This window comes from Candidatus Pelagisphaera phototrophica (assembly GCF_014529625.1).
Taxonomy (GTDB): Bacteria; Verrucomicrobiota; Verrucomicrobiia; order Opitutales; family Opitutaceae; genus Pelagisphaera; species Pelagisphaera phototrophica.
This window is the reverse complement of the sequence record NZ_CP076039.1, coordinates 2,103,709-2,124,140: the sequence shown is the minus strand read 5'-3', so window position 1 is coordinate 2,124,140 and position 20,432 is coordinate 2,103,709. Positions and strand designations below refer to the sequence as shown.

General features: G+C 48.8%; 16 protein-coding genes and 1 tRNA gene. 12 read left to right on the top strand and 5 right to left on the bottom strand.

Features of this window, described 5'->3' with window-relative positions; all coding sequences use genetic code 11:
* Positions 1–9 precede the first annotated feature (9 nt).
* Positions 10–1,332 carry a tRNA (N(6)-L-threonylcarbamoyladenosine(37)-C(2))-methylthiotransferase MtaB gene (gene mtaB, locus GA004_RS09140; protein ID WP_283393548.1) on the bottom strand — a complete coding sequence of 441 codons (1,323 nt, stop codon included), beginning with the start codon at positions 1,330–1,332 and terminating at the stop codon, positions 10–12.
* A gap of 170 nt (positions 1,333–1,502) precedes the next feature.
* On the opposite strand from mtaB, the gene GA004_RS09135 reads away from it, so the two are divergent.
* The 3 genes from GA004_RS09135 to tsaE are packed head-to-tail and all read left to right on the top strand — an operon-like array spanning position 1,503 to position 3,638.
* The gene (locus GA004_RS09135) at positions 1,503–2,249 is read left to right on the top strand and encodes a CPBP family intramembrane glutamic endopeptidase (protein ID WP_283393547.1); all 747 of its coding nucleotides are present in this window, start codon (positions 1,503–1,505) and stop codon (positions 2,247–2,249) included.
* Positions 2,246–3,223, top strand: a complete 978-nt coding sequence (locus GA004_RS09130) for a thiamine-phosphate kinase (RefSeq protein ID WP_283393546.1) — start codon at positions 2,246–2,248, stop codon at positions 3,221–3,223. Before GA004_RS09135 ends, GA004_RS09130 begins: the two co-directional genes overlap by 4 nt.
* Positions 3,201–3,638 carry a tRNA (adenosine(37)-N6)-threonylcarbamoyltransferase complex ATPase subunit type 1 TsaE gene (gene tsaE, locus GA004_RS09125; RefSeq protein ID WP_283393545.1) on the top strand — a complete coding sequence of 146 codons (438 nt, stop codon included), beginning with the start codon at positions 3,201–3,203 and terminating at the stop codon, positions 3,636–3,638. Before GA004_RS09130 ends, tsaE begins: the two co-directional genes overlap by 23 nt.
* A gap of 284 nt (positions 3,639–3,922) precedes the next feature.
* On the opposite strand, the gene GA004_RS09120 is transcribed toward tsaE, so the two are convergent.
* Complete coding sequence (locus tag GA004_RS09120) at positions 3,923–5,851, bottom strand: hypothetical protein (protein WP_283393544.1); 1,929 nt, start codon at positions 5,849–5,851, stop codon at positions 3,923–3,925.
* Between the two features lie 198 nt (positions 5,852–6,049).
* Between GA004_RS09120 and GA004_RS09115 the strand changes: the two genes are divergently transcribed.
* Positions 6,050–6,134: transfer RNA gene (locus tag GA004_RS09115), tRNA-Leu, on the top strand.
* 233 nt (positions 6,135–6,367) lie between these two features.
* Here GA004_RS09115 and GA004_RS09110 read toward each other — a convergent pair.
* The 3 genes from GA004_RS09110 to GA004_RS09100 all read right to left on the bottom strand — a co-directional run bounded on the left by GA004_RS09110 (position 6,368) and on the right by GA004_RS09100 (position 7,618).
* Positions 6,368–6,835, bottom strand: coding sequence for a DUF3237 family protein (locus GA004_RS09110; protein ID WP_283393543.1), 468 nt, complete (start codon positions 6,833–6,835; stop codon positions 6,368–6,370).
* A 193-nt stretch (positions 6,836–7,028) separates the two neighbouring features.
* On the bottom strand, positions 7,029–7,274 hold the full coding sequence (locus GA004_RS09105; protein WP_283393542.1) for a hypothetical protein: 246 nt from the start codon (positions 7,272–7,274) through the stop codon (positions 7,029–7,031).
* Positions 7,275–7,399: 125 nt separating this feature from the next.
* A complete protein-coding gene (locus GA004_RS09100) occupies positions 7,400–7,618 on the bottom strand; it encodes a tetratricopeptide repeat protein (RefSeq protein WP_283396971.1) in 219 nt (72 codons plus the stop codon).
* A 517-nt stretch (positions 7,619–8,135) separates the two neighbouring features.
* Here GA004_RS09100 and GA004_RS09095 point away from each other — a divergent pair.
* The 8 genes from GA004_RS09095 to GA004_RS09060 all read left to right on the top strand — a co-directional run bounded on the left by GA004_RS09095 (position 8,136) and on the right by GA004_RS09060 (position 20,227).
* The gene (locus tag GA004_RS09095) at positions 8,136–9,731 is read left to right on the top strand and encodes an amidase family protein (RefSeq protein WP_283393541.1); all 1,596 of its coding nucleotides are present in this window, start codon (positions 8,136–8,138) and stop codon (positions 9,729–9,731) included.
* A gap of 203 nt (positions 9,732–9,934) precedes the next feature.
* The gene (locus tag GA004_RS09090; RefSeq protein WP_283393540.1) at positions 9,935–11,461 is read left to right on the top strand and encodes an amidase family protein; all 1,527 of its coding nucleotides are present in this window, start codon (positions 9,935–9,937) and stop codon (positions 11,459–11,461) included.
* A 113-nt stretch (positions 11,462–11,574) separates the two neighbouring features.
* Entirely contained in the window at positions 11,575–13,080 is a 1,506-nt protein-coding gene (locus tag GA004_RS09085; protein WP_283393539.1) for an amidase, read from the top strand.
* Between the two features lie 27 nt (positions 13,081–13,107).
* On the top strand, positions 13,108–14,676 hold the full coding sequence (locus GA004_RS09080) for an amidase (protein WP_283393538.1): 1,569 nt from the start codon (positions 13,108–13,110) through the stop codon (positions 14,674–14,676).
* A 5-nt stretch (positions 14,677–14,681) separates the two neighbouring features.
* Positions 14,682–16,256 (top strand): amidase, encoded by a 1,575-nt coding sequence (locus GA004_RS09075; RefSeq protein ID WP_283393537.1) that lies wholly within the window; start codon positions 14,682–14,684, stop codon positions 16,254–16,256.
* A gap of 3 nt (positions 16,257–16,259) precedes the next feature.
* A complete protein-coding gene (locus GA004_RS09070; RefSeq protein WP_283393536.1) occupies positions 16,260–17,837 on the top strand; it encodes an amidase in 1,578 nt (525 codons plus the stop codon).
* Between the two features lie 605 nt (positions 17,838–18,442).
* Positions 18,443–19,669, top strand: coding sequence for a hypothetical protein (locus tag GA004_RS09065; RefSeq protein ID WP_283393535.1), 1,227 nt, complete (start codon positions 18,443–18,445; stop codon positions 19,667–19,669).
* Between the two features lie 228 nt (positions 19,670–19,897).
* A complete protein-coding gene (locus GA004_RS09060) occupies positions 19,898–20,227 on the top strand; it encodes a hypothetical protein (RefSeq protein ID WP_283393534.1) in 330 nt (109 codons plus the stop codon).
* The last annotated feature ends 205 nt before the right edge of the window (positions 20,228–20,432 follow it).

The window sequence follows — 20,432 nt, the reverse complement described above, 5'->3', positions numbered from 1 at the left end:
CGTTATCAGCTAATCCAGCATACGCACAATGCGGCCTTCCACAAAGTCGGCCGCTACTTTTTCTAGCGTCACCTCAGCACAGCGATTTGCCAAGTCCTCTCCGTTAGTACCGTCACGCGGAACGACCACTCGAATGTAGTTGTCGGTATAGGACGGCCAAGCATCCGGACGTGAGTTCTCAAACAAGACCCTCATCGTTTGGCCTAGATGCGATTCATAAAAATCATACCGCTTATTTGCCGATAAGCGCCTGAGTCGAGCGCTGCGTCTCTGACGTTTCACGATTGGCACTTGATCCTTCCGCCTTTCGGCTAAAGTCCCTTCCCTTTCCGAGAATGAAAACACATGGCAGTAATCGAATGGATTATCCAAAAAAACGCGGCAAGTTTCTTCAAATTCTACATCCGTCTCTCCTGGAAAACCAACCATGATATCCGTCCCAACATAAAGTCCGGGTACACTTTCATGCGCGAGCGACAGAAAATCCAAGTATTCGCCTATTGTATACCTTCGCTTCATCTCTCGCAAAACCTTATCGCTCCCGGCCTGTAAAGGAATATGGAAAAACGGAAGCAATGCATGATCTACTGATTTCATCCGATCGAACAGTTCTGTTGGAATCGTCGTCGGCTCGATGCTGCTAATCCGGATCCGGTCAATACCCCTAATTCCATCCAAGGCATCCAATACGGTCAGCAAGTTTCCATCCTCAGACCGGTAGGTCCCAATATTGACTCCCGAAAGAATAATCTCGCGAACCCCTTGGCTCGCCTTAGCCCTGCCCTCTTCAACCAGATTTTTGAGATCCCTTGACCGCGAGGCCCCTCGAGCGAAAGGGATGATGCAAAAACTGCAAACAAAGCTACACCCATCCTGGATTTTCAAATTCGCTCTTTGATTGAAAGGCGCGTCTCCAAAAAAGCTGATCGAGAAGTCATCCTGGCTGATTCTATCCCGTATGATGACAGGTCTTTCATTTTTCCCTTGGCCAATAAAGTCTACCACGCTCATTTTGTCCTGGTTGCCTATTATGAGATCCACCCCTCCAATTTCAGCAATTTCCTTGAATCCCATTTGCGAATAGCATCCGACAACTGCCGTAAAGGCCTCCGGATTTTTCCGCACAAACTGCCGAATGCTCTGACGGCATTTTGAATCAGCCAGATTAGTCACCGTACACGTATTGATAATGCCCAAATCCGCGACCTCGCCAAACGGAACAATCTCGTAGCCCTCGTCTTTCAATCGTTGTTCGATCAGCATTGTTTCCGACTGATTCAAACGACACCCCAACGTGTGCAACGAAGCCCTCTTTTTAACTCTAGATACCATTTTCCGAATTTGAAAACCCAAAAGCGCCAAAACCAGAATGTCATCAAAATTCCGTCCTCCTCGACTTAGCAACGCTATAAGGCTGCCTTGGATTCGGGTTCTTTGACGAGTTTCTTTATTTTTGAACTCGCTCCTCTGGATTTCCCAGATTTGACTTCCGCTCGATCAAAATGGAGATCTTTGAGAAAATACGAAGCGGCAATCGATTGGCCAAATGGAATATCAATCCCATTGATTTTGGGCTCTTCATTTGCTTCGTTTTTATGGGATCCTTTCTTTTGTCAGGACTCTTTGCTAATGGCTACGCGTACCTAATTGGCGGAGAGCCAGACCTCGAGTCACTACCCATAGTCATCGCCTCTGGATTTGGACTTCAATTGAGCAGCGTGCTGGCCTGGCTCTTGTTTAAGTTTTTCGTAACTTATGAAAGTGAGGATCGACCGGATAGCTTCAAAAAATCGGTTAAAATCGGAGTTGTGGGATTCACCTGCATTTATCTCGCCCTCATTCCATCCATGTTGGTCTGGAAGGCGCTTCTTGACGCACTTCAGTTCGAATATGAGTACCAGTTGCCCGTCCTGCTCGTCCAAGGCGGAGGATCGCCTCTCGAGATGAGCCTGATGGCCCTCCTAATCGTAGTAGTGGCCCCGATTTGCGAAGAGATCGTTTATCGGGGATTCCTCTTTCGCTATCTTAATCGCCGTGTATCCCTTGGTTTCGCAATCGCAATTTCATCCGGCATCTTCGCCATGATGCATTTGAATCTCTACAGTTTCCTCGCCCTTTTCATTCTGGGAGGGGGACTCTGTCTCGTTTACAGGCTTTCCGGAAACATTGTATCCAGTATTACAATCCACGTTTTATTCAATTTAGTGAATCTACTTATGATATTCTTTATTGAACCTATTCAACTATGAACCCTTTCGCCCAATCCCGCGAAGACCGCGTGGCCTCTTTAGGCGAGACGGTATTGATAAAACGGATCAGCGAATGGCTGGGGGCAGCCAGTCCGGATCCTCCCGCTGGCATTGGTGATGATTGCTCCGCCGTCCATATCCCTTCAGACAAGTCTTATCTACTGACCACCACCGACCCAGTCATCTATCAGCGCCATTTCGACGGCCAACTAAAACCCGAACAGGTCGCTATCAAACTCCTCAATCGAAACATAAGCGATATCGCTTCCATGGGAGGAGCTCCCCGACACGCCACGTTGTCGCTCGCCCTTCCAAACCACTTATCAATTGATTGGTTAAAGCATTTTTATATTGGCCTCTCCCAGGAGGCCTACAAGCACAATATTCAGGTCAACGGTGGCGATGTAACCCCCACGAAAGACTTTCTCGGCGCTTTTATGACCTTAGTTGGCTACGGTAACGAACGAATTTTGGAGCGAAAGGGCGCATCTGTTGATGCTCTTGTTTTTGTTACTGGCTCGCTTGGGGGTAGCAGGCTCAAAAAACACTTCAATTTCGAACCTAGACTTCCCGAAGGGCAATGGCTCGCAACCCAGGTAGGGGTATCTTCTTGCATGGACCTCAGCGATGGACTCGGAAAAGACTGCGAAGCCATTCTACTCGATCACTGTAATGCCACAATCGACGCTAGCCGAATCCCTGTAAGCGAGGATGCTCACGCGTTATCGCAATCAAGCGGTCGATCCCCACTCTATCACGCAATCAATGACGGTGAAGACTACGAACTCCTTTTCACTCTGGAACCAGACCAAGACTATGATACGTTTGTCGGCCATTGGAAAACTCGATTCAAGACGAACGTCACTCAAATCGGCATTATCTCAGAAAGAGTAGCCAGTCATCCCAGCGTAGTCTTTTCCAACTTGGAGGAAAAAATAGAGCCCACAGGATATGACCCTTTTAGAACGCCTTAAATCGGGTATCGAGACCTCCAGTGCCGCTGACACAATTCAGTTGGCAAAAGAACTCGAGTCTACTTTTCCAGAAGAATCCGTACTAACCCTTGAAGGAGACTTAGGGGCGGGTAAAACAACTTTCATAAAAGGGATTGCGATTGGAATAGGTATCCAAGATGTCATCACAAGCCCTACTTTCAACATATTCAATACATACCGTGGCCCGAAGACTCTCCTTCACATGGACGCCTACCGACTGGAAGGGAGTCCTGAAATCATTGATGAACTGATGCTGGAAGACTTTATGGCGCCCCCCTACTGCCTTGCGATTGAATGGCCAGGGAATTTAGGGCAAATCCCCTGGACCGTTACGCTTTCGCTTCACCTTTCAATCCTCCCCACCGGTAACCACTGGATACGCACCGTATGCTAGCGCATTTTTCAGTGGGACAGTCACTCGTCTAAGCATACGGCACTTCAGTAAATCCCGGCGCAGCAAGGTAGGGCTGACTATCCCTAGTCAGCCGACTTTTTTGTGTTTGCTCGGGTCCTGTTTGCCTGATCTTCCCCAATTCCCGATTCGATCTACGGCGCTCTCCGGGCCTTCGAGCACTACCTTTGCAACCTTACACAGGATAAATGCCCTAACCCAGACGCCGGACCTAGCAGTCACCCTTAGGCTAATTTCAAATCCCCAAAGAAATTGGAGGCCTAAGCTTAGGTTTTCGCTTTTTTAGCCTCGAGGTCTTCTTCGCTTTCCTCCGACACGCTCACCGCCGGCTCCTCTAAGACAACAGGAGATTTCTCCGGAGGAATGGGATCCTCGACTATTTCACCAATTGGCTCAACCGCTTCGGCCTTCGAAGCTTCTGTAGTCGTATCAGAGGCCGCAACCGCCTCTGCCATTTCCAGCTTTGAGTCCTGGTTATCATCCGCTTCTTTAGCTTCGACCGCACCTTCCGGCTCATTTGAAACGGGCTGAGAGACTTTTGCTTTCTGTTCCACAACTTCCGTTTCGACTGCAGTAGTCTCAACGACTTCCACGCTGGTAACGGTTTCAATACCTACCGCGGGCTCTTCTTGCTCGGAAGCCCCAGCTCGCCGTTTTTCAGAATCCGCTTTCTCATCCGAGGCTGGATCGGAGGGAATCGCATTTTTAGATGTATCCGATTTCTTGGGTCTTACCACACTCTTAGGTTCGTTGTCCATCACTGGTTGTGCGAACAGTGAGTCATCGCTAAAATGGCACACGTATCCATCAGCAATTAGCCAGTGCAGGTCCTGAGAAAGCCTCTTTTCATCATGGGACACATCAGGATACTCTTTTTTAAGCCAAGCTTCATATTGCACGGGCAATTCCTTCGCCTTAATATTCTGATGTTCCTCGATAAAGCGTATCAGCCGATCGAGCGAATCAGACATCACTTGCCCTTTTTTGCGGAAATTTCGTCGTGTTGCACAAATAAGGGTAACGCCTTTGGAGCCCTTCTTGTAAATACTGAATTTCTCCCGGCGCAGGCGACCTCGAATGGCATTGGCGGTTTCGAGTGGAAATCTCTGCTGACGTGCCAGTTCCCCTGCCACAGCCCGGCTGGCTTCTCTATTCGAAAACTTATCAAGGACCACTCCTGATACGCGAGCAAAGTTGACCGCCTTCACGATCTGCTCTTTTTGCTTCGTTCGCAAATAGCCAATGGCATCATTCAGAGAATCGAATGTTTGCGGTTCTATCCCTTCCGCTGCCTTGCTGGTATAGCTGGTGCTCTTCTTCATCGAATCCAGCCACTCATTGACCGCCTCCTCTTCACGAACTTGCTCAATCGACGCCTTGAATTTCTCGAACGGCGTATTGGCGAGCTGTGTCTTGTGGTGCAGATTCAGAAACTCCTCATACCGGTGATAATTCGGCGGACCTATCAGCTTTTTCGTGATGCCACAGCGATTCACAAACGGGAAGTTCCCTGTTGGCGGTTCGACTTCCAATTCTTCCGTATCGAAAAGTTCATCCGCGTAATTGGCGACCGCATGCTGAATGGCTTCTTCTTCCGTTTCGAAGGGCATCCCATCAGGCACCGAAACATACACTCGTTCTGGCTTCTCGCCTTTAGCTGCTTTCCGCGTCACACTCGCGACATATCGATCCGACTTCTCCAGGAAAATCTTGGCCACATGAAAAAGCTCGTAGGTGATTTGGCTCTTCCTCAATGCCTTAATAATGGTAGAAAAGCCCGCATCATCTGGATAGAAATCTACCGCGAACACCGTACTTTCATAAGGTCGGAAATCTTGAAAGCGACCGCCTCTTGGGTGGTTCCCCCCTCCCGCACGATTACCTCGACTTTGGAACCGTCGATCCCCAGTCTGACCCTGTCCTCCCTCTCCTCCCGGAACCCTTTCCGCAAACGAACGTTTCGGAGGCCTCCGGTCCTTTCCATGACCACCGGCACCGCGGCGATCCGGTCGTCTTCCCTGGCCTCCACCACGCCCGAAGCTTCCTCGGTCTTCGCCTCTGGGCTTCTTTCCGGCATCCGTCCATTGGGTGCCAAAGTTAAAGCTCTGAAGAGCGGATAGATCGAGGGATTTGGATTCCGGCTCTTCAGTCGGCTCCGCGGGTTCCGTAGGTTCCTGGGAACTGGGTTCGGTCATTGGATTTTTTAAAAGGGAGCCGCGTAGGGTCCCCGAAGTTGGTAGCTTTTCTAAGTCAGATTACGTAAAAATCCGTAATCTCAACATTTTTATTTGGAAAACTCCTTAGAATCAACCCAATTGACTCAATAAATCAATTTGTTTGTTTTGGCGCTTTACATCAACGCCCATCTATCTTTTTTTCCGACCTCCTCAACTGCTCAGGTGGTGGAATTGGTAGACACGCACGCTTGAGGGGCGTGTGCCGAAAGGTGTAAGGGTTCGAGTCCCTTCCTGAGCACCAATTAGTCATTTTAGTAGCTCAAGATCAATAACTGACCACGATAACATAAAACCTCATACGTTTCTCACACAGAACTGTAATGAGTCCTTTCCAAAGCGATTATCCTCCACCGCACGGACAGGTAAAAAAACCCACGAGAACCCGACTCGATTGCCTTCGTTGTGAAGAACCGCTAGGGCACGCTGGCATTAGCATCCGCCTACTCACCCATCCGCTTGGCGTTGGCTTGGCAATCACGGCACTATTCTGTAAATATTATGCTCAGCTCGGTATTCTGACCCTTCGTTGAAAAATCTTGTTTTTGCAATGCCGACTGTCGTATTGAGCCAAGCGAGATTTGGACTCGCCGTCCGAAACCTCCAGCTTGTATGCATGAAATCATTAGAGTCGGTATCGGTATCACGAAGTATTAGACCTAATGCTTCGCAATAAATTTTTTCACCACTATCAGTCAGCAAGACCATGATGATCTCATCCTCGATCAGTCTCTTGCCTTCTAAATACGAATCAGAATACAGGTTCCTAGCTCCGCCTTGGGGCAATAGGACTCCTTCAGCTACTCCAGAAAATTCTCCTTTCGTGTAAGGATAGTACCCAGATTTTAGGTCCATGAATTCACCATGATTATCATCCATCTCAACCTGAATCTTGATGGATAGAATTTTCTCGAATACAGGTTCCCCGCCCTGGGAAAACTGCAAAATTGTAGAGATTAAGAAAAAGATAATCAGCTTGCGAACCACTGGCCGAATGTTACCCCAACCTCGCACAAACTGGCAATCATTAAATTCAATCTCCTGATCTATCTGCGATCTCTTCTATTCTGCTATTTCGCTGGACTACATTCCTTCGATAAAGTCTTGGCTAAAATGCTTAGTTGGGTCTTGGAAAAACTCAGGCACACAGATTACTAAGATTGCGTAAATCGGTGCGAAAAGAAGGTTCTAGAGCCGCCTGACCTGTCCTTTGTTGATTTTCATTTTCCCCTTGCTCACCGATCACCTTTGGGTTGGCCTCCACCGTCTCGCGTGCCATTCTTTCTGCATCGGCGGTTTGGTCGGAGGTCATTTTTTTGGCGACGATGTCTCTGTTTCTAGCACCGTCTTCAAATCCATTGGCCGCAGCAATATTGAACCACATATAGGCTCTAATTTAGTCCTGAGGGACGCCTTCGCCGACGAGGTACATCAGGCCGAGGTAGAACTGAGCATCGGCATCACCTTGCTTGGCACCTTTCGTGAACCACTAAACCCTTGTTTGTAATCTTAAGAGACGCCTATGCCTTGGAAGTAACACACGCCGAGGTTTACCTGACCTCTGGCACAGCCTTGTTCAGCGGCTTTCCTAAACCACTTAAACGATTCCTTGTCATTTTGAAGAACGCCTTCGCCAGTGTAATACATCCGGCCGAGGTCGTGCTTGGATTCTGCATGCCCTTGCTCGGCGGCTTTCATGTACCACTTTACCGCTTCTGATAGATCAATATTAGATCAGCCCGACCTGGCTCTATCCTTTTTTGAACTCCTCGCTTACGAGTCATGCCCACGTGGTGTTTAATTTTGATCAAAGGTGGAAAGCGATGCTTGATTTTGCAAATTTTAACTACGCCATGTTAATCGAAAATACAGCTTCTTAAGCCAATAACGGATGAATAACTTTCAACCGTTAACAAATTAGAAATCAAATCGCTAAACGATAGTAGGCAGTAATAGATCGATATCCAAATATTACACTTTTATTCAAATCGATCTCTATCTTTTGGATTAAAATTCAATTAGAGCAAAAAAGGGAATTTTGGCATCGCCCATGCTTTCGGCGTCTTTGACAACCGAATACAAGGTGTTGCTCTCAAGGATTCTAAAAACTATATACGAAAACAACATAGTTGTGCATTAGATAGAGCTGACAAAAATGGCCAGTATCAACAAACAAGTAACGCATCCCTCCCTCACTATCTCGAAAGTTCTTTCCCCATTTTGCCATTAGTAACTGTACCTGCATATGATGATAGCAAAATATAGAAAGATTCTTGATGTATTTGTATTAGCCATTTCGATACAAATTATCACTGCAGGCCCGCTCAAGGGAGATAGCTTCACATTAACCACCGCTGGGATTAGGGAGATTCAGGCCGCTATGGAAGCGGGTGCATTGACGGCTGAAAAGCTAGTCGAGCTATCCATAGCTCGTATCGAAGCCTATGATCAGACCGGTCCAGAGATCAAATCGATCCTTTCGCTGAGCGAAAAAGCACTCGAAACCGCAAGAGCACTTGACAAAGAATATAGATTATCTGGACCCCGATCGCCCTTGCACGGCATTCCCGTTTTAGCGAAGGATGTTTTCGACACCAATGACATGCCAACCACAGGTGGCTATAGTCCACTTAAACATGTTATCCCCGATCGAGACAGCACGATCGTGGCTCGCCTGCGAAAAGCTGGTGCAATCATTTTAGCCAAAGCCAATCAAAGCGATTGGTATACACGGCCGGAGATGCTAGCCTCTTCTACCTTGGGTGGAAACACTAAGAATCCCTTCGCCCTTGATCGGACACCAGGCTGGTCGAGCAGTGGCACCTCTGGCGGACTTGCCGCTCGTTTTGGAACAGTAGGTTTAGGAAGTGAAACCGGATTTTCTATCCGTACGCCAACTTCTGACGGAAATCTTTACGGACTTTCCACGACATCGGGATTGATCAGTCGTGCGGGTCAAATGTGGAGCTACGTCACCGGCGAGCGTGGTGGTCCGATGGCTCGAAGTGTCTACGATGTCTGTGCTACGCTCGATGCTATCGCAGGCTTTGACTCTGAAGACCTCTGGACAGCAAACAGCCTCGGAAAAATGCCTCTCGAACCCTACATTAGTTTCATTGATTCCAACGGCTTAGCAGGAGCTCGAGTAGGCGTGCTTTCAGAGGCTTGGGATTTCACCCCCATCGATGAACAAGTTATCGAACTGGCGAAGAATTCAATTAAGGTGTTCGAGGAGAATGGAGCGTACGTCTTTGATCCTGTTGCACTTGGGATCAACTTGCCTGGATACCTTGGCTCAAATCCCTCTCCCAGTCGCTTCGAACGCATAGCGGCCATCAATCAATATCTAACCCGCCAAGGACCAAGTTATCCTTACAAAACCGCCGAGGAATTGCTACTGCAGCACATCGATTTGCCCATTCGCGATTCCGATATCGAACTCATGAAAAATCCTATCGATCTCGACCGCGACCTCGCTTACCGAGCCACGCTCAGAGGAAAGGAAACTCTGCGCCAAATGGTTATCGACCTCATCGATAGATATGATCTAGACGCACTAATTTACCCACACAAACTCTATGGTCCGCTGAAGCTTGGACCTCGCAACGATCCGGAACGCCAATACACGCCAAATCAGCTGAGTCCCGTCACCGGGCTGCCTGCGTTTATTGTACCCATGGGATTTACCGAGGATGGATTGCCCGTTGGGCTCGAAATCTTGGGAAGGCCATGGAGCGAGCCAACCCTCATCAAACTCGCTTCTGGTTTCGAGGCGGCTACAGACAATGTGATGGTTCCAATGGCCACACCAGCCCTTCCAGGGGAGACATTCTCGTATTAAATCGATCTCGTTTCTATAAATGCAATAACTTAAGACTCACAAACTTGCCTTGATCGCCCTCGCCTCAAATTTGGCAGCCTTTCTAGCTAGTACTCTCTCAGATGGTACCCTTGAACAACTCTAACTCACAATAACCAAAACCGTCAATGCATACAAAATTTCGAAAATATTTATCGAATACCAAACATTTGTTGGCTATACTAGTGCTTACTCCGACATTCACTTCGTACACTCAAGCGAAAACTGTCGATCTAAGTAATGCTACGATTGATGACATAAACGCCGCCTTTGATGCGGGAACCCTTACCTCGGAAGAGCTAGTAACGCGCTACCTCGCCCGTATCGAAGCCTACGATCAAAAAGGGCCCTCCCTTAAGGCCATCATTGCAATTGCTGACAACGCGATCGAACGGGCACGTGCATTAGACAAGGAACGGGTGGAAAAAGGTCCGCGCTCTCCCCTTCATGGGATCCCCTTCGTAGCGAAAGACACAGTAGATACTATAGACGCTCCTACCGCTGGTGGCTGTATTGGATTGGCCAATACATACCCTTTAGATGACTCGACGGTGGTTAGGAAGCTCAAAAACGCGGGGGCCATTTTATTGGCGAAGGGAAATCTTGACGAGTTCAATCGTGGCTCCGAAGGACTAAGCTCCTTAGGAGGGCAGGTGCTTAACCCATACGACTTAACCCGGAACCCGGGTGGGTCGAGTGCAGGACCTGGCGTCGCTGTAAATTGCGGGTTCGCAACTTTGGGCATTGCGACCGAAACCGGTGCATCCATCCGAAGTCCTGCCTCAAATAATAGCCTAGTCGGATTCGCTCCGACTCAGGGATTGATCAGCCGGGCTGGATTGATTGCAATTTCCTATACCCAAGACAGAGCAGGCTCCCATGCGAAAACTGTAAAGGATGCCGCCATCATGGCAAACTATATGCGGGGCTTCGACGCGGAAGACCTTTTCACTCACTCTCAACTGGGTCGTGTATCTGATTCTCCATACTCAGACTATCTCGATTTAGACGGACTTAAGGGGGCAAGAATCGGGGTTTTTAGGGATTTGTTCCGCAAGGGGGAAGAATTTCAGGAAATTAATAACATGATCGACCTCGAAATAGAAAAAATCTACGAACAAGGGGCACTGGTTATCGACGGCCTGTCGATCGGTATGGACATAGTAAAGTTTTTCCCGCTCGCTCGCGCCAGCAATTTCGAGTTTTATGAAGCGTATCGAGCTTATATCGCCTCACGCGGAGACACCGTTCCTTATAAGTCATTAGAAGCGTTGCAAGAATCGGGCGAAATCCTTGAACGTATGAGACCCCGCTACCTGGATTCTATCGAACTCGGCAACACCGAATTCAATGATGAGTACATAGCCCGCCTGAAGAATCGTAAAACTCTTAGATCTATGATTGTCGAGCTTATGGACGAGCATCAAGTCGACGCCTTGGTACATCCTTTCAAGTCCCTGACTGCTCCGCCACTAGGCACTGGCGATCGTGGGCCCCGCGACAATCCAGTGAGTTCCGTTACGGGTCTACCTGCCCTAGTTATACCAGCAGGCTTCAACTCTGAAGGATTGCCAATCTCTATCGAATTTCTGGGGCGTCCTTTCTCCGAGCCGACTCTCTTCAAACTGGCTTATGCCTACGAGCAATCCACCCAGCATCGCATTGCCCCAGACAGCACCCCTCCTCTTCCAGGAGAAGAAATATCCTACTAGCTGACACATGCAATCAGCGGTAAACAAAAGCTGCAAGCTACCGGGAACCAATTCTCTGCTATAATCAAAAAAATCTCCTCTTAATAGTTGTCGTTTTAATTTCCTGGAAAAATATGTATCCGATTCAAAAAGACAAAGCGTCAGGTCGGCGAGGTTTCGTCCAAAAATCGGCTTTGGGGGCAGTAGCCTTCGGCATTGGTTTTCCTCGGATCGCTAAAGCGACCTCAAAAAAAGGAGAGCTGTCGATCGAAAGCTCAGCCACCAACCTAGCCAGAGCAATCAAGTCAGGTTATCTCTCGAGTGCGGAATTGTTGCAGGACTATCTTGCACGCATCGCTGAAGTTAACCCTGCCATCAATGCAGTAGTCGCGACTTGCCCTGAACGTGCCTTGGAAGAGGCAAAGAAAGCGGATGCTTCGATCGCCGCAGCTAGGCAAGCTGGTCCCTTGCATGGCGTCCCCTTTACTATAAAAGACTCTTTAGATACCCAAGGGGTCGTTACGACAGCTGGGACTCTCGGATACACCACTCGTATTCCGAACCATGACGCAACGGTTGTAGCACGCTTAAGAGCAGCTGGGGCTATTTTGATCGGCAAGACCAATACGCCTGAGTTCACTCTTGGAGGTGGGGGGAAAGGAACCATCAATCTCATCTACGGACAGACATTTAATCCTCACAATACGGCACACTCCCCAAGCGGCTCTTCGGGGGGAGCCGGAGCTATCGTGGCAGCCTGCGGTTCAGCTTTCGATATAGGCAGCGATTTCGGCGGAAGTATCAGGGGTCCCGCCCACGCCAATGGCATATGCGGTATTAAACCAACCACCGGACGCGTTCCTCGCACTGGGCACTGGCCAGGGTACGGCGGAGCATTCGATGCATACCAACAGCTCGGACCACTGACGAGATACGTCGAAGATCTATCGACGATCATGGAAATCATATCTGGACCAGACTTTCGAGATGCCGGGGTTATTCCTGCAGTGCTTGGAGATCCAATCTCTGTACCGCTCAATGAACTTCGAATCGCATACTACGATAATAACGAACTCTCTACGCCCACCGACGAAACCCGACAAATGATAGCAGATGCCATCGAAGTGTTAGAGCCTAAAGTTGCGAGTATTATCGAGGATTATCATGGAGGAGATCATGTCGTTTATCCCCTCCGAGATCAAATCACCGAAGCAGATGGTGGAGCCTGGTTAGAGAGACTCCTTGAAAAGGCTGGCACAAGTAAACCCTCGGCTGGTCTCATGCGCCGCATCAATGGCGAACCGATCCCAACCCCAGATTTTACCGCACTTTTGGAAAAACAAGATGCTTTCCGATCCAAGATGGCGTCTTGGTTCTCCCAATACGACATTATCATTTGTCCGGCCAACGCCTCACCCTCACGTCGCCTGGACGATACTTCGAGTACTGGGGGGGGCTACACTCGTGTTTACAACTTAACTGGTTGGCCAGCAGCAGTAGTGCGAGCAAGCGAAGCTCCGAACGGCATGCCAATCGGACTCCAGATTGTTGGACGACCTTTCAAAGAGGACCATGTGTTAGCAGTCGCTAAAGAAATCGAGAAAGCATTCGGAGGCTGGAAAAAGCCAGACATGCTCTGATGTGAATTAAACTTCTGAACTTCAATCATGAATCACGAATCGCTCGCTATTAGTAAACGCTCTTTTCTCAAAGCACTAGCCAAAGGGGCTTTGGCTACCGGCCTTTTAGCCCCTCGCTCGAGCAAAGGGGCAATGACCTACAAGCCTAGACCCCAAGCCCTTCTCACCACTGACATTCGCGAGCCGAGCGACACTGAAGAGGAGATACACTTTATGTCAGCCACCAAACTGGCATCGCTTATTCGTTCTAAGCAGATTTCTTCCACCGAGGCCGTACAACATTTTGTAGATCGTATCCACAAGGTGAATCCGCAGATCAACGCTGTTGTTACTCCTTGTTTCGATAGGGCATTCGAAGAAGCGAGTAAGGCGGACGAGCTTATGACGAAAGGTCAGTTATTGGGATCCCTGCACGGGGTACCCATGACGATTAAGGATTCCATCGACACTGAGGGCGTTGTGTCCACAGGTGGAACACAGGGACGTTCTCATTTCGTACCCGAGCGAGATGCGACGACCGTAGCCCGCCTCCGAGCTGCTGGTGCCATACTGATAGGAAAAACCAATACGCCAGAGTTCACCCTCGGAGGCGTCGACGGTCTAAATACTACATCTAATATCATTTTCGGGATGTCGCGAAACCCCTACAACACCAAGTTCTCCACATATGGATCTAGCGGTGGGGCTGGGGCAATTGTAGCTGCTGGCGGTTCCGGATTCGATATCGGTAGCGATTTTGGTGGCAGCATCCGCTCTCCGTCTCACGCAAACGGAGTCGCGGGCTTCAAACCGACCACAGGGCGTGTCCCGCGCACAGGACATATTGTTGACTACGGCGGCATGTTCGATTCCTACCAGCAGCTGGGTCCCATCTGTAGGAAGGTAGAGGACATAATTGCTTTGATGCCGATTATTTCAGGGCCAGATCACAAGGATGCGATCATTTACGACGTTCCTATGACAGAGCCCACGACTGTCGACATTTCTAAGCTCCGCGTCGGCTATTATCTCCAACAAGGTGCAGGCGGAATGGAGGCAACATCAGAAGTCCGCGACGTCGTGCTCAAGGCTGCTAAAGCGATGGAGAAAGCGGGCTGTCCCGTAACTGAAGATACACCGCCACGCATTCTGGAAGCTACAGACATTCGAAGTGAACTACGAAATGCGGATGGTAACGCGTGGCAGGAGCGCCTCACCAAGCACTACGGAACTATCGTTCCAGGACCCTCCCGCAGGTTCGACTATCCTATCGTGCCCATGCCTCGTGTGACAAAACTTCTTGAGATGCAAGACGAGATCAAGAGCGAGATCCTCACCTTCATGGAGGATTACGACATCCTGCTATGCCCCGTGAGAGGATTTCCCGTTAGCGAGATCGGAGATCCTTTGAAAACTCGATCTCGTCCAGGAGGAAGCTTCACCGCGATCTTCAATGTCACTGGCTATCCAGCTGGAGTCATCCGAGGTGGAACTGACAGTAATGGGGTTCCTATTGGCTTTCAAATCGTTGGTCGACCTTGGGCTGACGGGGTGGTGATGGCCGCGATGTTATACCTCGAATCACAATTGGGTGGGTACATTAAACCAAACATTTAAATTAGATGACTTCTTTCCGTAAATTCTGCTCGATCACTTTGCTTGCCTTCTTGAGCGGTTCCGTTCTCTCGTCGAAGACCTTCGATTTATCGACGGCTACCCTTGTAGACATCATCGAAGCGACAGATGCGGGGGCACTTAGCTCGGAGAAGCTCGTTCAGCTTTATCTAAAACGAATTGAGGCCTATGACAAAAGCGGCCCGAAGATCAATTCGATCTTTTTTTTGAATGAGAATGCTGTCGAAGAAGCAAAAGCGTTCGATCAGGAGAGACTGGATAAAGGCCGACGGTCACCCTTGCACGGAATCCCTATAATGGTAAAAGACTTGATCGACGTGAGGGGCTTTCCCACCACTGCAGGTTTCAACCCTTTTGGAAGTCCCATTCCAGCTCGCGACGCGGAAGTGATTCGAAGACTGAAAGACTCGGGAGCGATTATTTTAGCGAAAGTTGCAACGGTTAACTGGTATGGCAACGGCGGATTCGATCCCGAGCAGCACCCTACTGGCTGGACCTTGAATCCCTACAACATCGAATATTCGCCCGGCGTCTCCTCCAACGGTACTGGGGCTTCCATTGCTGCATGGTTTGCTACCCTCGGTCTGGGTACCGACACAGGTGGCAGCGTTCAGATTCCTTCAGCTTACTCCAGTCTTGTGGGCATGGTCGGGACGCAGGGTTTGGTTTCGCGGAGCGGGATCGTGCCTCGCGGACCAACCCAAGACAGAGCAGGCCCCATGACGCGATCCGTATACGATGCCGCAGCCCTCTTCTCAGTGATGGCCGGGTGGGATGTGGAAGATCTAACAACCGCGGACGCTATCGGACATTTCCCCGAAAGCGATTGGGCATCGATGCTCGGTGAACCCACTTTGGAGGGTAAACGAATTGGAGTGCTTAGAGAAATGATACAAGATCCAGCTGATTCGGAAGTCCTCGCCTGCTTTGAGGAGGCACTTGAGGACCTAAAAGATGGCGGAGCCTTGATCGCTGATCCTATTCTTACTGGCACTAATCTTCGCGAATTCTCGGGCAGTTCGGTAACTGGCACCACACATCCTTACGAACTCGTTCCCGCATCCAACGCCTACCTCAAGCGCCTCGGCCCAGACCGTCCGTTTGACACGATAGAAGAGATGTTGGAAACGGCGGGTTTGGACATGGTCCATTCCCGCTACATAACCGCGATGAGCCTACCCTCACCCGAAACTATCAAAGACTACCAAGCCCGCCACACACTTCGGATAGCTCTTAGAGAATTGATCGAAGAAACAATCGACAAGTGGAATCTGGACGCTCTGATACTACCCTATCGCACTCTTCCTCCTCCAGCCATATCAACGGGACAAACCCACAATGATGGCGATCGCAATACGCTTACCTCCGTTACGGGACTCCCCGGCATCATTATGCCCGGCGGCTACACTAGCAAAAATCTTCCAGTTGGTATACAATTTGTGGGCAAGCGTTTCTCTGACCTAAATCTTCTACGAGTCGCTCATGGATACGAGGTTGCTTCTCAAAATCGCAAACCCGCTGAATCTGTCCCGCCCTTACCAGGAGAAGTTTTCGAATACTAGGCTATGTCATTTAATTTCTTAAAATCTCTAGGCTTTTTGTCATGCGTCCTGGCGGCAACGTCCAAAATACCTTGCCAAGCGGAAACCTTTGATTTATCTACAACTACGATTGCGGAAGTACACTCTGCCATAGATGCAGGAGCACTCAGCTCTGAGAAGCTGGTACGACTCTATATGAATCGCATCGAGGCTTACGATATGAAAGGCCCGGAGCTAAAAGCAATTTTCTACCTCAATCCTGAGGCTTTGGATACGGCTAAAGCACTGGACCGCGAACGAATTATAAAGGGAAAACGTTCTCCTCTTCACGGCATTCCTGTCATTGTAAAGGATCTTGTTGACGTGGAGGGTCTTCCAACAACGGGGGCCTTCAAGCCCTTCGGAACGCCGGTTCCGGAAAACGACGCAGAGGTCGTTCGTCGCATCAAGGAAGCTGGCGGAATCATTTTGGCCAAAGCTGCAACCACAAACTGGTTCGGCAACGGATTCGACAAAACTCATTTCCACGGACCTACTAAAAATGCGTACAATCCGCTACACTTACCTGGAAGCTCGAGCAATGGTCCAGGGGCCGCCATGGCAGCCTGGTACTCCACCGTTGCCATTGGCACTGATACCGGCGGAAGCGTTCGCATTCCCAGTGCTCATTCCGGCTTGGCTGGAATGGTTGCCACACAAGGTATGGTTTCCAGAGCGGGTATCATGCCGCGAGGAGCAACACAGGATAGAGCGGGTCCGATGGGAAGGTCTATCGGAGACATTGCAACCCTTCTGGCAACTATCTCTGGCTGGGATGTGGAAGATATTGCGACTTTTGAGGGTTCAGGCCACTACGCTAGCTACGATTGGCTGGACGAAATCCAATCTGCAGAGATTCGTGGTAAGCGCATTGGAGTACTTCGAGAAATGGTATACGAAGGATCAGACCACACGGAAGGCTTAGAAATTTTCGAGAAAACGCTGACAGATCTTGAGGTTGCGGGTGCCCAAATTATCGATCCCATTGTAACCGGCCTCGACCTGAAAACGCTCTCAACTTCCACCGTTGGAAGAACAGCAGAGTATGAAAAGATTTTCGCACAGAATGCATACCTTGCCCGCTTCGGAAAAGACCGCCCCTACTCCACCATTCAAGAGATGATAGCATCCAATGATGCCGACCTCTTCTCGGATGCAATGCATTTAGCCCTTGAGCTAGAGCATCCAGATACTAGCCCCGAATACCAAGCCCGTCTGCGTCTCCGTCGAATGCTGCGAGGTGTTATTTCGGATACGGTTGAAAATTACGATTTGGACGCTTTGATCTTTCCTTTTAGCACTTTGCAACCTCAACGCATTGATACCGACCAACCACGGGCTCCTGGCGGAACCAACAGTCTCGCCTCAAATAACGGACTACCGTCCATTATCCTGCCGGGTGGCTATACCAGTGACAATCTTCCCATTGGGATCGAGTTCATCAATGAGCCCTTCGCCGATCTTGAGCTGCTCAAGGTTGCAGCCGGGGCCGAAAAAGCCATGAGCCAGCGAAAGCTACCCATCACTACGCCATCCCTGAAAGGTGAGGCTTTTGAATACTAATGATATACGTTTTGTGTTAATAAGTTTTAACGACATGAACACCGGTCAGCTTCGAAGTAATATGCTTATGCTGAAGGAGCTCAAATTAACGTCGCTTACATAGCGTGTCTTTTAGCTCCCGAACAACAATTTTCAATCTCCTTGTCTAATCAACGACCTCTCCTAGCTTTGGATTCATCGATTTTCACTATTCTTCCTCGGGGAGCTTTTGGCGATGTCTGAAGACGTTGAAACGGCATTATTTGGGGTGAAATCTGATGTCGTGGTCTAACCCATACTTTTTTACATTAGCGGCGAGGGAAAGGACATGGAATCATTGCCATAGTCCGTGAAATACTTGCATTCCTATGATAAATTGGAAAAGAGGCCTAGGGTATTTTTATACGATATTCATGCCAAATCTATGGCCCACTGGTTCTTAGAAAGACAATGCATATGCTTAGAGCGATAGACTCCGTAGGCCCAGTAATAGAGAACTAGCCTTCTGCCGATTTCTTCCTCAACACCCTCAAAAGCGTCAAAAAAACGTAGCCCATTTCATCAAATTCAAGGATTACTAACTAAGCCTATAAGCCTGAATCCAATCATTCAGAACTGGACTTGGGGTGTCCGCGATTAACATACACCGTTTTAGTAAATCCAGCACCACCTATCAGCTTAAAAACTGTTTACGAATTCGTGCACTCTTCTGCAATGGTGTGGCGATTGGACTAATTCCTGCTACTGAAATTCTTGTGTTTAGAGATATCGAAAGCAAATTCAGATTGTCCTCCCAAAAACCTACGCATTGGTTAACTTTCTTACTGCTTGTTGTATTCTGTCCTGCAGGATTGTGGAGTCAAAAAGCGATAGTTATAGATCCTGCCGAAATAATTAAATATTCTCTCGATTGGCTTTCTCCGGACAAAGAAACATTAACAGCTCCTATTGAGGTGTCAGTCTACAGCCTGAATTGTGGCGAATGCGTTGAAGAGCTTAAGGCTATCGCCGATGGGCAATCAGCCGCGCCCTCTTATTTTATACTTACAACTTTTCAAAAAAAAGATAGGGATCTTGTTCTGCCGCTCATGCAACTCGGCTTCGAACAAACAGATTCTATAAAACGCCGATCTTCTTTGGTGGAAATTCTAAAAATATACGGGGAAGCACCAGACTATTACGGCAATAACGAGAAAGAATGGGTCAGGCTTTTAGAGTCTTTTCGTCGAGAGAATGTTGCGGAAGAGGAAAAAAAATTAGCCGAAGCTTTCGCCATCAACGTGATCGACTCTCAAACAAGAATATTGGCTTTGTTAGATAAATTAGCAACGCCAAATTCGATTCCCCTTGATCAACGTGCTTTGGCCTCGCAAACCGAAAAGGATAGCAACCGCTATAGAGCTTTGATTGCTTCCCATTCGCTAGGTTGGTTAAAGCCTGCGTTACAATACAGCGAGGACGTCGAAGAAATTCTGAAACGGGCCAGAACAATTGATCCAACAAGGCCTTTAAATGTAGATGAGTGGAAGGATTTAAAAGAATGGGCTTTCAGCGGGGTTTACTGGTTATGGGGCGGACGGCTTGACAAAAATGTCCTTGAAAACGTTGTTAATTGGCAAGCACCGTTTCATCTAATTCCCAGCAATGAGGAACGAAGAGACAGGCATCGTCGTTGGTTCGACGAAACTATAAAAAAAGCTGAGGCGAGACCTTTATCCGCATTGGAGGCCTTCGGATTTACTGACATTGACTCACTTATCTCATCAGCATGGAATGCGGCTGTTGCAGATGTCCAGCAGCAGCTTGTTTTCTGCTCTTACATCGGGACTTTAACCGTTGAGGGGACCGAATAGGATGGTCCGGACTGCGACCAACCTAAAATTGTTTTGTTCGCACCAACGGTGATCGTTACCTACCGATCAAAATTCGCATGTGGTTAGAACCCCTTTCTGTGCCCCACCGAACGTCCAGAAACTCGCGAAAGCCCCAAGTGCCGAAACCAAGATAGGCTTAACAATTTTAATGCACGTAGGTCGAAGACCACGTCGACCAGCTTAAAAAGGGGTTGGACCGTGGGGATCATGGCCAGCACAAAAGATCCAAGAAAAATCCAATTTTCCCTCCGCTTAAGAAAAGATCGGTATGCTCACGCAATCAATGAGGCATTTCAAAAAACCGATTACTACCACATCGGCAGGAATCATTACCCCAAGAAAGGCGACTCGCTTGCGGTCGCTCAACGAGCGAAAACCCTCCAGCGCAATTTTCAAGGCTACAGCCTCTATTTAAATGGGCAAATCTGCGGATTCGGTATTTCCGCCATTAGCAAAACCTATCGCCAAAGCTTCAAAGACCTTGAGACCTACTACAAATTTTTCGATGAAATCTGGCACCCCATCGATCGCGGTTAATTACTTTCAAAAGAGGACGTGCGCAGACACCGAATCATCATGAGGGTTATGTTCGACGAGGAACTCGACTGATAGAAAATGGGAGAGGAACTAAAGCTGAATTTCGCTAAGACCTATGCGAGAGAAATCAAACGGCTCGCTCCCCTCGGCAACGACGGGCTCGATAAGCTTTCTTAGGATGGCTTTCAATTAACCGCTGTAGGAA